Here is a 15,794-nt window from a genome sequence, read left to right as displayed (position 1 = left end):
CTTGTTGATTAAGCAAATTTAAGTTGGCAGTTTTAAGTTAGCAGTAAACAGTATTTGTAACTATAAAACTAATTCATGCAAACTGCCCACTAATAACTGCAAACTCAGTAACCCAGCTTTGTATCATCTCCGCGTGGGTCTGCCCCTCCCTGGTAACCTTGCGTGGTTTTCAAAATGGCGTCAACCCGGCCAATACCGCGTCTGTTGTTTATTTTATATCCTTTGCTTTGCAATTTTATTGTGGTCAAGCTATCCAATGCTCCCTTTTCGGCAGCTATTTCATCAGGCAACCATTGGTGATGAAAACGTTTGGATGCTACCGCCTGCTGCATATCCTGACCAAATTCGATTACATTAATGATGGTTTGAAAAACCGAAGTTATAATAGTTGAACCTCCGGGAGTGCCCACTACCATAAATAATTTACCGTCCTTTTCAACAATAGTGGGTGTCATTGATGATAGCATACGTTTGCCCGGTTGTATACTGTTAGCCTTCCCGCCTACCAATCCGTACATATTGGGCACGCCTGGTTTCGAACTAAAATCGTCCATTTCATTGTTTAGTAAAAAGCCGGCTCCTTTCACAAATATTTTGGAACCATAGCTATCATTTAAGGTTGTAGTGATGGATACCGCATTACCTTCATGGTCAACAATGGAATAATGGGTGGTTTGATCGCTTTCATAACCAGCAAAAGTGCCTGGCTGTATACTGCTGCTCGGCGTGGCCGCATCCCAGCTAAAATTGCTCATGCGCGATGATATATAAGCGGGTTTCAGCAAACTGTCAACAGGTACTTTGTAAAAATCAGGATCTCCAAAGTATTTCGAACGGTCGGCATATACCCGGCGTTCGGCTTCAACAATCAATCTTACGGTTGAATCCTGATTATAGCCCCATCTCTTTAAGGGATATTTTTCGACCGATTGCAGCAATTGCAGCAACGCAATGCCTCCGCTTGATGGTGGTGGCATGGTAATAATTTTATATCCCTTATAGTTTCCAATAACGGCCTTGCGCCAAACAGAATGATAATTTTGCAGGTCGGCTTTGGATATCAGGCCGTCGCCAGTCTTCATTTCGGCAACTATCTGGTCGGCAACTATGCCGTCATAAAATCCTTCGCGGCCCTTATCGCGTATTTGCTCCAGGGTTTTAGCCAGATCCTCCTGTACCAGGATATCGCCTTCATGCCATTCGGTATCCTTTATTAAATAAGTTTTGCCGGGGTTTAATTTTTCGATCTGCGCTTTTAGATGGTTCAATTCATATGCAAAGGGTTTGGTTATCTTAAAGCCGTTGCGAGCCAGGTCGATGGCTGGTTGTACCAGATCGGCCCATTTGATTTTACCATACTTTTGATGAGCCTGTACCATACCATCAACTGAGCCGGGTATACCAGATGCCTTGTGCGTGTACAGGCTCATATTGGGTATCACATTACCTGCCGCGTCAAGATACATATTGGCACTAGCCGCGGCCGGGCCTTTTTCTCTAAAATCAAGGGTGTTGGTTTCACCGGTTTTGGAGCGATATACCATAAAACCTCCCCCACCTATATTACCTGCATCGGGATAGCTAACGGCCAGGGCAAACTGCACAGCTACTGCAGCGTCAACGGCGTTACCACCTTTTTTGAGTATATCAATCCCAACTTTTGCCGCATCCGGGTACGCGCACACCACCATGCCATTATAATATCCCCCCCGGGTATTGGTTACCAGCCGTTTTTGTACGCATCCTAATGGCACAAAAAACAACGCCGCCAAAATCATGCTGAAGCTTATTCTCTTATTTAGGTTTATATTATTCATTTTATCATGGTGAGATATTTCACTAAAATAATCCATTTGCGGGTATAATACCATTCTTGAGTAATCAATATTTAACACTGATTTTCAGCCTGATAAAATTTAACGGATACAGTTTTTTAATAAAAATGCCATAAAATTTTAAATCTGCCGTTTATTTGCAGGATATGTGCGAGTTGAACCGCCTCAACAAACAGGACGTTTTTCAAGCACAATAAGCAAATTCATTAACTTAAAATCACTTCATGAAAAAATTAGCTTACATTTTATTTTTCTCAGTTTCGTTCTTATTAATAGGAAAACGTTCACAGGCACAGGATTACAAAACAGCGGTTGGGTTAAAATTTGGCGCTTACGAAGTAGGTCCATCTATAAAATATTTTATGGATAATAGCGCAGCACTGGAGGGTATTATCGGTATACGTGACCATGGTGTGGTAGTAACGGGATTATATGAATTACATTCGCAGGCCTTTGGTGTTGATAAGCTTAATTTTTACTATGGCTTTGGTGGCCACCTGGGATCGGTAGGCAGCGGCTATTACAAACGCATAGGCGGCGATGATGAATACTATAATGGCAAACATATTTTGATTGGTGCCGATGCAACACTCGGCCTTGAATACAAAATACCAACCGCCCCTATTGCCATCAGTCTCGATCTTAACCCACGCCTTGAACTGGCCCGGGGTCCATTTTTTGATATAGCGCCAGGGCTGGGATTAAAATATACTTTTTAAAATAGCCAAAAGGGCATTTAAATAAAAAGCCTCCTGTACAGGAGGCTTTTTATTTTGTTGTTAAACCTGTAATGATTATCTGCCAATTATAATTTTACGGGCATATATCTTTTGCCCCAGCAGTACTTTTACTATGTAAATGCCCGGTATCTGTTTTGAAACATCAATCACTTTACTGAAATTCCCTTGTGGTATTGATCGTGCATCAAGATATACCATTTGCCCAACCGGGTTGATCAATGATAATTTAAGATCGGCAGCGTTTTTTGACGAGAAAATCACGTTAAGCTGCGTGCTTGCCGGCACAGGAAATACAGATAAACCAATTTCTGTAGCATCATCGGGCTTTTCAACGGTACGTGCATAGGTATAAATATCAGACATCGCCACACATCCACCTGATAAAGTATCCGCCACCTGATAGTCGCCACTTTGCAATGGGTCGTAGGTTTTTCCTTTAGCTCCAATTATCGCTTTACCGTTTAAAAACCACTGATTCCCTGTGGCAAAATTTGAATTTAACGTATTATTGGTTTGTGTTATAACCGGTTTGGAGAAACTAACAGGCTGCCGGGCTGCCGATTTACAGCCGAGGCTTTGCACCTTAACATCATAAAAATAATAATAGAAGTTTTTATAATAATTGGCATCTGGCGGCCCATCTGGTGTGGCATTATTACCGGTAATACTAAATATATTCCCTATACTGAAAGGATAGCCTTGCACCCCTCCATTGCTCCTGTAAATAGTAGCCGTGGCATCAAACGCAGCCGATATGGTATAATCGCCGGCTGCGGGCAGTTCCAGGTTAAGGTCATATACTTTTCCCTGGTCATTGGGGTCATCCGCTTGTTCACCTGGTTGGGGGTTAGTTCGGGTAGCCTGCGCATCAATAGTTGTGGTTGATACTGTTTGTCCGTTACTGTTATTTACATTGAATGTTATTTTTCCGGAGTTGCCAATGTATAAACGAGCGCTTTGAATAACCATGGGTACCTTGGTATTCACTGTCATTCCCGGGGTAAACTGGTTATAGCCACCTGCAGTAAAAACGCTTTTGGTAGCAGGCCCTACAGAGCCTTTAAAATCATTTATACCTGCATAGTATGTATTGTTTACCGGTGGTTGCGCAGTAATAGCGGCGGAACCATACGCTATCGGTATAACATCATTTATATTTTGATACCAAAGTAAAGTACCATCACCAGAGCCGGATAACAAATACTGCTTACTATCGGTACAGTAATAAGCACTAAGATTACCAATTACCGCGGGGGTATTGATGGCTACAGTAGCGGTTATCGTATTGTTGGCCACAACCGGATCATTGGCCAGGTTACTTGTAGCAGTTATATTATAAGTAGCACCTGCTACAGCGTTAAACTGCTGGCTAAAAGTAAAATTGTCTTCAACCAAGGGCTGTAATGTTGCTGTATAGGTTTCGGTATAGGTGGTTTTGGTATTATCCGGCGCGGTAATAGTAACCGTAACCGGAATATTGGAGATAGACGCGCTTCCAAAATTTTTAAGCCTGATGGTAACAGGCGAACTTGCCGAACATGAACCGCTTGAGCCCGGGTTAACGATAGCCACTACACCCGCGTCAATACTGGTTTGTAAAAATTGTACCCGGTAATCTTGTGTTTCGCCTTTGGCATAGCTGCCACAAGCTTTGATGGTGGCGGTATCACTTGTTTCGGTTAGTACTACACGCATCAGGCTATAATTACCTGGTATTACAGATCCAGGCACCTTAATATTACCGCTAAACGTTCCAGTGCTACTAATCACAGCGGTAGTGGCAGCCAATTCATTCGCATCAAAAACACCATTGCCGTTCCAATCCACAAATACTTTAGCGGCTTTATTAAAATTACCGCCGCAGGTGCCCAAAGTAATGTTCAAGGGATAGGTTTTTGCCTGCTCCAACTGAATGGTTAAATTGGTATAGTCTGAATAACTTTTGCAACCGGCGGCAGGAGTATTATTGATATTTGACAGCTTCAAATTATCAATACGCGAATCAGCATCAGACAGTGGAGCCGATGCGCAATAGGCCGTGCCGCCAGCCCCGGTAACAATAAGCGAATATGCCTGCGGGCCTTGCTTCAGCGTACCTTTGTGCGATACGGTGATGGTATAACTCTTTCCGGGTGTGGTATTGGTGATATAAACCTGCTCTATATTATCCCTGATATTGTCGCCGGTAGTAGCGGGTGAGGCAGGCGCATCCGGGTTGAGTACCCAGGCATTGTAGGTATTTGTACCATCGCTGATTTTGATATCAAGGTCGTTGATGAGTTTTGGCGTACGGCTATTGATAGTTCCATCGGCACTGGGTGTCCCTTCAGGATCTGTCCATGATATGGTAGCCGCCAAAACATCATTACCCGAGGCTACCACATGAAATGTTTGAGTTTGCCCTTGTTGCAGGGAATTTTCGCTAATGAGGCTCTTAGTCCCGTTATCAGTTATAGCCTGGGCCGCTTTTTTCATATCCAGCACACCCCAACCGTAAATATAATCGGGACCTACGTTACCGGCATCAAAAGCGGTTTGGCATACCAATCCTTTTAACGTGGCCGCCTTCATGAAGGAGCCATTATTTTTTTGCGCGTAATATTCCTGCAACAGATACAAGGAACCGGTAATATTGGGAGCCGCCATAGATGTGCCGGAAAGTGTAAGGTATGCAGTAGGATTAGCTACACCTACGGATAATACATTTACCCCATTACCCACAATATCAGGTTTGATACGGCCATCATCCGTTGGGCCCCAGCTGCTAAAAAAAGCGCTGCTGATATCTTGCCGGCTACTTGGCCCATATGGTAACGGGTTTATAGCGCCCACTGTTAATATATTTTTAGCGTTGCCGGTGGTGCTGATAATATCATAACCATTATTATTGCTGATACCGGCTGGCCGTGGCCCTTTATCAACCAGGGTTTGGTCGGTTTTGCTTTTGTAGCCATAGTAATCAGCGCCCACAGCAGGGCCATTGCTTGAGCGGGCGTTACCGGCCGATTCCACAATGAGATAGTAGGGCGCATTATAGGCTATTCTGTCCCATGATTGGGCGCGGGTGTCATAAAAGCCAAAAGTATAATCAACCGAATCACCGGGCAAACCATACCATTCCCAGCGGTTACTGGCATCATTAAAATTCCAGCCCGCTTCATCCCCATAGGAATGGTTGGATAATAATAAACCCGATGCTGCCGCGCTCATTTCGGCTACGTCATTATTGTAATCATATGATTGCAGGGTGGGCGTATTAAAGGCCATACCTTTGGCCGGGGCATAAACTCCCCTGGCAATCATAGTACCCGCCACGTGAGTGGTATGATCAAGTACCGATGAACCATCCTTAATAGTGATACTTTTACCGGCAAATTCTTGATGGGCGGTGTATACAGAGCCGCCATCCCAAATGGCCAGCTTATTATTCAAAAAGGTACTTGAACCCGACAAACTAAGCCCGAGCGAACCACCAGGCTGTACGGCATTGGTACCCGTTGTAGCCGCCGATGTAGTATTATTATGCGTGATGAGATAAACAGGAAAACCTAAAGCATTAACACCTTGTAATGACACCAGGTTACCATTTCTGGTACGGCGCTGTACCTGCCAACCCTTACTTGCCGCTAATGATAAGGCCCGTTGATGACTGGCGTCATAACTGCTGCGTAATTGGCTTGAAAAGCGGGACAATTCGGCACGCTTAGCATCAGTTACTAATACTTGTTGGGCAAAAGTTCGGGCTGTTGCACACAGCAATAAAAGGCATATACAAATTGCTGTGTAAGATTTATTCATAGATCTGAGATATAGGCGTTTTTACAGCCCTAAATCTATAAATATTCCCTTAGTTATTAAAGCTCAACTACTAAAGAGTATTAAATATCTGTATATAACAAAACCTATGGAAACTTAATAATATACTTTGATGATCGGCAGGGCGAGTACTGCCTGCTACATCTGCTTTCGCCGAACCCACTTGTTAGGACCACTGATGATATGTTAACCGCAAATTGATTTATGGTTTTGGCTTATGGATGGCCAAATTGACAAAAAAGTGGGTTTACATGGTTTACACTTTTCAGGGTTAACATTCATGTAAACAATTGATAATCAATTATTTAAATTCTATTTACTCAAAAAAGTGCAAACCCACTTTTGTAACAAAATGGCATGCTTTTCTAAGGATGATTATGACAGATACTTACCTACAATAGGCATCCTGCGGCCCATACCAAATGCTTTTGGCGATACCCGGAGTATAGGTGGTGTTTGATAACGTTTGTGCTCGGCCAGGTTAGTTAGCCTGATCACCCGGCGAACAGTAGCTTCGTCATAACCCATTTTGATGATATCGCTTGATGAACGGCGATTCTCGATGTACTCGGCCAGTATCTTGTCCAGAATATCATATTCAGGTAACGAGTCGGTATCTTTTTGATCGGGTCTGAGTTCTGCCGATGGTGGTTTGATGATAGAATTGATGGGGATAATTTCCTGGTTACGATTGATGTAACGGGCAAGCTCAAAAACCTGTGTTTTGTAAACATCACCAATTACCGATATCCCACCGCACATATCGCCATATAAAGTGCCGTAACCTACAGCGGCTTCGCTTTTATTACTGGTGTTTAATAAGATATAGCCAAACTTATTGCACATAGCCATCAGCAATATGGCACGGCTGCGCGATTGTATATTCTCTTCGGCTATATTGAATGGCAGGTTATTGAACTGCGGATGTAACGCAGTTTCAATGGCTTCGGTGATGTTTTTGATCGGCACCAATTCGCTTTTACAACCCAGGTTGTTCACCAGGTCTTCAGCATCTTTTAAGGAGTGATCGGTAGAAAAACGCGAAGGCAGCAATACCGCCATCACATTTTCCGCACCCAAAGCTTCAGCAGCAAGGGCACATACCACGGCAGAATCGATACCACCAGACAAACCGAGAATAGCCTGCTTAAAGCCCGATTTATGAAAATAATCACGAATACCCAGTATGATAGCCTGGTGTATCTGCTCAATATCTGCGGGGCGTTCGGCCTTTACGGTTGATGGGTGATCGAAACTTATCGAAGCATCATCATTTAAGGTATAGTATGCCAGATTTTCTTCAAAATACGGCAGTTCGTCTATCAGCTCACCGGTATTATCAAAAACCAATGATCCGCCGTCAAATATAAGCTCCGTTTGCGCGCCAATCTGGTTTACATACAGCAGGGGTAAATGATAGCGACTGGCATTATCACTCAAAATGGCAATGCGTTCCTCATCATGATTGTATGCAAATGGCGACGCGGCAATGTTGATCATTACATCGGGCTGCTGATGGATGAGGCTATCCATTGGCCGGGTGATATATAGCGGATTTTCGATGGTATTCCAAAGATCCTCGCAAATGGTCAGCGCTATTTTTTTGCCTTTAAATTCAATGCAGTTAAACTCCGTGGAAGGTTCAAAATAACGATACTCGTCAAATACATCATAGTTAGGCAGCAGTGCTTTATTCACTACAGCCTTTACCTGGCCATTCTCGATGAAGTAGGCAGAGTTATTCAGATCTTTCCCTTCGTCTTTATGATTATAGGTTGGTAAACCTATGATGCAGGCTATATCGGTACAAACCGCGGCTATCTTTTTGGCAGAATCTTCGCACAGGTCAATAAATTCATCAAACTCCAAAAAATCACGTGAAGGATAGCCCGAAACGCACAACTCGGCAAACACCACCAGGTCGGCACCGTTTTGTTTGGCTTTGTGTATATGGTCGATAATTTTGGTTGTGTTTGATTCGAAATTACCTATATGATAGTTAAGCTGGGCTAATGCGATTTTCATCAATTATATTTATTTTTTTTGGTGATGAAGCTATCGTGAGTTGTATTTATTTTTTTATTAGCAACTCCCGATGGATTCATAGACTGTATAGTAACGTATTAATGCAAATAAAAATTATTTTTGCTCAAAGGATAAAGATGATAAACCCCCGGCTCAAAGCAAAGCAAATTTACTTAATTTTTTCCATCGCCCTGATATTCGCGTCATGCGGGCGCAACAAAAAGATCGATGTAAGTAATATTCCGGTTGAAGTTAAAGTAGAGCGTTTTGATCAGGATTTTGATGCCATGCGTACCAAACCCATGAATACTCAGGCTATATTCCTGCAACAAAAATATGGCACCTTTTACCAGGACTTTATCAGTCGTATACTACAGGCAGGCGCTACCACAGATACGGCCTATTTTAAAACGCTCCGTGAAGTTTTTAAAGGCAAGGCATACATTGACCTAAAACATGACGTGGATGCCGCCTACCCCAATATGGATGCGCAGAATGCCAGTCTTACACAGGCTTTTAAATACATCAAATACTACTATCCGCAAAAAAGGCTGCCCAAGGTGTATGCTTATTTTTCGGGTTTCCAGGCGCAAACTTCTATTGGCGATGGCTATTTTGCTGTTGGACTTGATCTGTTCCTGGGTGCCGATTCGCGGTTTTACCCTGCGCTTACCAATGCCTTTCCGCATTATTTATCCAGGCATTTTACGCCCGAAAATATTACCCCGCGCGTAGTTGAAGGTATCGCCCGCGAGGATATGTTTCCGGAGGACGACAACAATAAATCGATGCTGGAGAAGATGGTGTACAACGGCAAGATCATGTACTTTATGGATCAGATGCTGCCGGAGGTTGGTGATACCACCAAAATTGGCTATTCCACCCAGCAACTCAAATGGTGCGAGGATTTTAAGGGGAAAATATGGGCATATTTTTTAGAAGAAAACCTGCTTTACGAAACGGATTATCCTAAAATTCAGAAATACTTTACAGAGGCCCCCTTCACTCCCGGCCTTGGTGAAAAAAATGAGTCGGCCCCAAAACTGGCCGTGTGGACCGGCTGGCAGATCGTTAGGGAATACATGGACAAACACCCGGAAGTTACCCTGCCACAATTAATGGCCGAAAAGGACGCGCAGAAAATACTGAATCAATCCAAGTACAGGCCTAAGTAAGCCCCCTGGCGTATAAGTATGTCATCCTGAACCTGTTTCAGGATCTCTCAAGACGGCCTGCAGCACGGTGTAATCCTTAATATCGACGGCTTTGCTTGTGGGATCCCGAAATAAATTCGGGATGACCTGATTTATTTTATTCTACAACGGTAGGTGGCCCCGTGAAACGCGTTAACTAAAAACTCTCCCTTCTTCAGGGGGCAGAGCGGCATAAAAAAAAGCGTCACGGAATCCGCGACGCTTTTTACATATCTTATGATCCGCTAATTACTTGATGATCCTGAAAACGGTTCTTAAGCCGATTGCCACACCTACAATAAGTAACAAGTTGGCTATCCATGAAAAATAGGTTGAATTTTCATCACCAGCAAAACGAATGAAAACACCTGTCATGCCGATAACGATAGCTAAAACCAATACTTTATAATGTTGTTCTGAATTAGCGTTTTGTGTAGAATCCATGGTACTTTGTTTAATGTTGGGCAAAAATAGAAATGTTTACGGAATTTACCACCAAATTTTTAGGATTTTATTGTATCAGGCAATATGGAATATTTTCTTCTATAAAAGCGGATCAATAGCAAGACACTTATACCAGCCAGGATAAATACCCAAAGATTAGCGATGGCCAAAATTGCTTCCATAAAAAGCTGCCAGCCATTGGTAAATGACCCGGCTAACCTACTGAAGAAAGGTAAATTATAAGCCGAAGGGTCATCATTCGCAATATGTTCCTGAAGAATGGTATTGCTTTGGTAAAAGCTCAACATAACAATACTATATTTTACCGCGTCATCAATTTTAAGGTTACCTATCTGTCCATCAACCATATCATCTTTTAGCAATAAAACATTCACCGGATTTTTGATCGTGACTTTGCCTTTTTTCTGTTGATCTACCAACTCCTTCCGACTGTTCAGTTTCAGCTTTGCGGATAAAAAATCGAGAGACTTATCTTCAATATCCATTTTACGCATGGTAACATACATACCCATATGCGCTACTTCGGTCATAAACTCTTCCAAATGTTCTGAAGGTATTTTTACGGTCATATCGGCCGAAGTATTAAAGGATGATACGCGGTTAACGGAATCATCGCTGATCCGAAAATCTCTGCTGTCCCTTACTGTTGATTCCATCTGGTGATGCATCACCATGCCCTTGTTATTTGCCGTTAGCGTTGTTATTTTCTCCGCTGTTTGCTGTACATTTTTTACTTTAAAACGCATATCGGCAGTTTTAACCAACTTGGGCGAAGTACCTGAATCCGCTGTAGCAGAGGCTACTGAATCAGCAGCACTACTGTTATTAATGGCCTCATAATGTGAACCTGAACCCTTACAAGCGCCCAGCAGCAAGACGGCCGCCAATGGCAGCAATAAAATTTTTGTTTTCATGTTGTTGTTAATTTTTTTGGTTACTATTGATACCAAAAAAGGGATTTAGGTAACCCTTAGTGGTCTGAATAAGAATTTATAGAATTTAAGAATTAGCCGAATGATAGGACTGCACTGTTATCTTGTCAATTCTTAAATTCTGTAAATTCTGATTCAGACAAACAAAAAAAGCCCGGTATAAGCCAGGCTTTTTAAATATGATTACAGGGAATAATTAAACTCCTAATAATAATCTTGCTGGATCTTCTAGTAATTGTTTTACACGTACCAGGAAGCTTACCGACTCACGACCGTCAATAATACGGTGGTCATAAGATAATGCCAGGTACATCATTGGGCGGATAACTACTTGTCCGTTGATGGCAACCGGGCGCTCAATGATGTTGTGCATACCCAATATAGCCGATTGCGGCGAGTTTAATATCGGGGTTGACATCATTGATCCAAACACACCACCGTTGGTGATGGTGAATGTACCGCCTGTCATTTCCGGAATAGTTAGTTTATTTTCACGGGCTTTGCCGGCCAATACCACAATTTCCTTTTCAATTTCGGCCAGGCTCATGCTATCTGCATTACGGATCACCGGAACTACCAGGCCTTTTGGAGCCGATACAGCGATAGAGATGTCAGCAAAATTGCTATATACTACTTCTTCGCCTTCAATACGGGCGCCAACAGCAGGCCAATCTTTCAAAGCTTCGGTAACCGCTTTGGTAAAGAACGACATGAAACCTAAACCAACGCCATGTTTCTCTTTAAATTTATCTTTGTATTTACCACGCAGTTCCATGATAGGCTGCATATCCACCTCGTTAAAGGTAGTAAGCATGGCCGTCTCATTTTTAACAGCCACCAAACGTTTGGCCACTGTTTTACGCAGTGAGGTCATTTTTTCGCGTTTCTCGCTTCTTTCGCCGGCAACTACTGGTGCAGCAGCAGGAGCCGAAGCAGCAGGTTGGGCAGCAGGTTTTGCCGGTGCAGCTTGCGCGTTTAGGGCATCACCTTTTGTGATACGGCCATCAACACCGGTGCCATTTACACCTTTAGGATCAACACCTTTTTCGGCCAGTATTTTTGCAGCGGCAGGTGAAGGGGTACCAGATGCATAGGTTACCGCGCCATCAGCCGTAGTTGGTGCGCCACCACGTGGCGACTCATCAGTAGCGCTTACAACAGCAGGTGTTACCGGAGTAGTTTGAGCAGCAGCACCCGAACCTTCAATGGTACAAACAACCGCGCCGATAGGCAGTACATCGCCTTCTTTAGCTATAGTTTTTAACACACCGGCTTTTTCGGCGGTTAATTCAAATGTCGCTTTATCTGATTCAAGTTCGGCCAGTGCTTCATCCATTTCCACAGTATCGCCATCCTTTTTGATCCAGCGTGACAAAGTAACTTCTGTTATCGATTCGCCTACAGTAGGCACTTTAATTTCTAAAGATCCACCTGTGGCAGGCGCAGGAGCAGCGGCCACCGGAGCCGGAGCGGGTGCATTAGCCACAACTTCGGGCTGTGGTTGAGCTGCAGGAGCGCTTTCCTTTGCAGGAGCGGCGCCGCCGGCACCTTCTTCAATATTGGCTACAATAGCGCCAATAGCCAAGGTATCACCTTCATTGGCCAATGTTTTTAGGGTTCCTGCTTTTTCGGCAGTCAATTCAAAAGTGGCTTTGTCTGATTCTAATTCGGCAATAACCTCATCCATTTCCACGTGATCGCCATCTTTTTTCTTCCAGCTTGATAGGGTTACTTCTGTTATTGATTCGCCTACCGGCGGAACTTTGATCGCTAAACTCATATTTTAGTTTTGTAGATTTAATATTTTTAGTTGCGGGTTGCCTGTTGCGAGGTTCGTTTAAATAGTTGGTAACTTAACACCCGCACCCCGAAACTCGCCACAGGAAACGGAACTTAATCCGCTCCGGCATCAGCCATTTTTTTTGTTGTCTTTTTTATCGCTTCTTTTACTGCTTTACCGGCAGGTGCTTCAAATGCTTTGGAAACAATATACGCTTGCTGCGCGGCATGTTGTTTAGCAAAACCGGTAGCTGTACTACTGCCCTCGATACGCGAAATTACATTAAGGTTGATCACCTTATCGTTATGGAACTTGCGGCATATATACGGCCATGCACCCATATTTTCGGGTTCTTCCTGTACCCAGATAAACTCGGTGGCTTTATCGTATTTGGCTTTAATTTTTAATATCTGAACAACCGGCGTAGGGTATAATTGTTCTACACGTACGATGGCTACATCCTTGCGTTTGTCTGTCAATTGTTTTTCCTGCAGATCATAGTACACTTTACCGGTGCAAAGTAATACGCGTTTTACTTTTTTAACATCAGCATAAGTATCATCAATCAGTTCATGGAATTTACCATTGGTAAATTCATCAATCGGCGACACGCACTTAGGACTGCGCAGCAAGCTTTTTGGTGTAAAGATGATCAGCGGCTTGCGGAAATCGCGGTGCATCTGCCTGCGCAGGATATGGAAGAAGTTGGCCGGTGTAGTGCAATTAGCTACCTGGATATTGTCATCGGCACAAAGCTCCATAAAGCGTTCTACACGCGCTGAGGAGTGCTCAGGACCTTGTCCCTCATAACCATGCGGCAACAGCATAACCAAACCATTACCACGCTGCCATTTAGTTTCGGCACTGGCGATGTACTGGTCAACAATGATCTGCGCGCCGTTGAAGAAGTCGCCAAACTGGGCTTCCCATATGGTTAAGGCATTAGGGTTTGCCAGGGCATAGCCGTATTCAAAACCTAAAACACCGTATTCAGACAACAAAGAGTTAAAGATGCTTAGTTTAGCTTCGGTATCAATAGTAGCCAGCGGAGTGTACTCATCTTCAGAATCAACCAAAGTTAATACTGCATGACGATGAGAGAACGTACCACGTTTAACATCCTCGCCGCTTAACCTTACCGGATAACCGTCTTTTAACAGTGTACCATAAGCCAGCAACTCGGCCATGGCCCAGTCAAATACCTGGGTATTATTTACCATTGAGCGGCGATCTTCAAATAGTTTTTCGATCTTTTTGAAGAAGCTCATATCGGCAGGCAAAGCCGTAATCTTATTACCGATCTCGATGATTTCTTCTTTAGGCACCGATGTATCTACAGCCGATACCAGTTCTTTATGACTGGCTAAGTGCAATCCGCTCCAAGCGCCTTCAAACATGGCGATGGTCTCGGTAAATCTTTCTTCGGCTTTTGATTCATCCAGTTTTTGCTGCAGTTCATCCCGGAAAGTTTTTTCCATTGATTTAAGCAGATTAGCATCAACACTGCCCTCGGCCACTAATTTTTGGTTATAAATGATCAGTGGATTGGGGTGAGCCTCAATAGCTTTGTATAATAATGGCTGGGTGAACTTTGGTTCGTCAGACTCATTATGACCGTAACGACGGTAGCACAGGATATCAATGAACACATCCTCGTTAAATACCTGGCGGTATTCCATAGCCAGATTAACTACGTATGCCAATGCTTCAACGTCGTCTCCATTTACGTGGAAAACTGGTGAAAGTACAGTCTTGGCCACATCAGTACAATAAGTACTTGAACGGGCGTCTTTATAATTGGTGGTAAAACCAATCTGGTTATTGATCACCAGGTGAATGGTACCACCTGTGCGGTAGCCATCCAGTTTTTCCATTTGTAATACTTCGTAAACAATTCCCTGACCTGCTACCGAAGCATCGCCATGGATCAATATCGGGGCGATCTTATTATGGTCGCCATTATATTTAAAATCGATCTTTGAACGGGTGATACCTTCTACAACCGGGTCAACCGCTTCCAGGTGCGATGGGTTTGGACAAAGACTCAGGTGAACTTTTTTACCGTTGGAGGTAGTCACGTCGGTCGAGAAACCCAGATGATATTTAACGTCGCCACCAAAAGGTGTTTCAGAATCAAAATTTTTACCTTCAAACTCAGAGAATACCTCTTTATAGGTTTTCTCCATGATGTTGGTCAGCACGTTCAACCTGCCGCGGTGAGCCATACCGATGATAAACTCCTCGATACCCAGATCGGCACCTTTGTTTATTACCGAATCCAATGAAGGGATCAGCGCTTCGGCTCCTTCCAGTGAAAAACGTTTCTGGCCCAAAAACTTGGTTCCCAAAAAGTTCTCGAAGGTTACCGCCTCATTGAGCTTGTTCAGCATCAATTTCTTTTCATCAACCGTAAATGAAGGCGTATTGCGGTTGCTCTCCATCCTGTCTTCAAACCATTTTAGTTTGATAGGATTACGGATATATCTGTACTCGGCACCAATGGCACGGCAATAGGTATCTTCCAATAACTGGCGAATATCGCGCAGGGTGGCAGCACCCAAACCAACTTCAACACCGGCATTAAACACGGTATCCATGTCGGCTTCGCTCAGACCAAAAGTCTCCAGTTCTTTACCGGGGAAATAATGACGGCGCTCACGTACCGGGTTTGTTTTGGCAAACAGGTGACCGCGTGAACGGTACCCGTGAATCATATTGAGTACATTGATCTCTTTTAAAAAGTGATCAGGAGTTTTGTCACCTACACTTGGCGCGGTTGTTCCGACAGGGGCTTGTGTATCCTTGCCAAAATCAAAACCTTCAAAAAATTTCTGCCATCCATAATCCACCGATTCGGGATCCTGTTTGTAGCTGTCGTATAGGGTATTAATGTAGTCTGCGTTGCCGCTATTGATATAATTGAGACGATCCATGAGAAACTGATCTTTAAAACGGTACAAAAGTAAGCATATAGGCTTATATACTTCATAATTAATTGTAAAGAAATT

General features: G+C 43.5%; 9 protein-coding genes. 2 read left to right on the top strand and 7 right to left on the bottom strand.

The genetic code is table 11. The features are described from left to right. Positions 1-104: 104 nt before the first annotated feature. On the bottom strand, positions 105-1,817 hold the full coding sequence (gene ggt, locus ACTJKG_RS16035; protein WP_440739814.1) for a gamma-glutamyltransferase: 1,713 nt from the start codon (positions 1,815-1,817) through the stop codon (positions 105-107). Positions 1,818-2,059: 242 nt separating this feature from the next. Here ggt and ACTJKG_RS16030 point away from each other — a divergent pair, with 242 nt between their 5' ends. Beyond that, positions 2,060-2,554 (top strand): hypothetical protein, encoded by a 495-nt coding sequence (locus ACTJKG_RS16030; protein ID WP_172337883.1) that lies wholly within the window; start codon positions 2,060-2,062, stop codon positions 2,552-2,554. A 75-nt stretch (positions 2,555-2,629) separates the two neighbouring features. Here ACTJKG_RS16030 and ACTJKG_RS16025 read toward each other — a convergent pair whose 3' ends face one another. Then, on the bottom strand, positions 2,630-6,373 hold the full coding sequence (locus ACTJKG_RS16025; RefSeq protein ID WP_440739813.1) for a S8 family serine peptidase: 3,744 nt from the start codon (positions 6,371-6,373) through the stop codon (positions 2,630-2,632). Between the two features lie 393 nt (positions 6,374-6,766). Beyond that, entirely contained in the window at positions 6,767-8,416 is a 1,650-nt protein-coding gene (locus ACTJKG_RS16020; protein WP_440739812.1) for an NAD+ synthase, read from the bottom strand. 137 nt (positions 8,417-8,553) lie between these two features. On the opposite strand from ACTJKG_RS16020, the gene gldB reads away from it, so the two are divergent. Continuing rightward, on the top strand, positions 8,554-9,591 hold the full coding sequence (gldB, locus tag ACTJKG_RS16015; RefSeq protein ID WP_440739811.1) for a gliding motility lipoprotein GldB: 1,038 nt from the start codon (positions 8,554-8,556) through the stop codon (positions 9,589-9,591). A gap of 267 nt (positions 9,592-9,858) precedes the next feature. Here the strand turns inward: gldB and ACTJKG_RS16010 are convergent, their stop codons facing one another. The 4 genes from ACTJKG_RS16010 to ACTJKG_RS15995 form a co-directional block, all read right to left on the bottom strand. Further along, positions 9,859-10,053 (bottom strand): hypothetical protein, encoded by a 195-nt coding sequence (locus ACTJKG_RS16010; RefSeq protein WP_172337879.1) that lies wholly within the window; start codon positions 10,051-10,053, stop codon positions 9,859-9,861. A 59-nt stretch (positions 10,054-10,112) separates the two neighbouring features. Then, positions 10,113-10,988, bottom strand: coding sequence for a DUF4349 domain-containing protein (locus tag ACTJKG_RS16005; RefSeq protein WP_440739810.1), 876 nt, complete (start codon positions 10,986-10,988; stop codon positions 10,113-10,115). A gap of 214 nt (positions 10,989-11,202) precedes the next feature. Then, positions 11,203-12,786, bottom strand: a complete 1,584-nt coding sequence (gene odhB / locus ACTJKG_RS16000) for a 2-oxoglutarate dehydrogenase complex dihydrolipoyllysine-residue succinyltransferase (RefSeq protein ID WP_440739809.1) — start codon at positions 12,784-12,786, stop codon at positions 11,203-11,205. A 113-nt stretch (positions 12,787-12,899) separates the two neighbouring features. After that, entirely contained in the window at positions 12,900-15,719 is a 2,820-nt protein-coding gene (locus ACTJKG_RS15995; protein WP_172337875.1) for a 2-oxoglutarate dehydrogenase E1 component, read from the bottom strand. Positions 15,720-15,794: the final 75 nt, after the last annotated feature.

The sequence above is a fragment of the Mucilaginibacter sp. 22184 genome, from assembly GCF_052045695.1.
GTDB lineage: Bacteria > Bacteroidota > Bacteroidia > Sphingobacteriales > Sphingobacteriaceae > Mucilaginibacter.
Note: the sequence above shows the minus strand (reverse complement) of the source record. Positions and strands in the feature narration are given on the sequence as shown.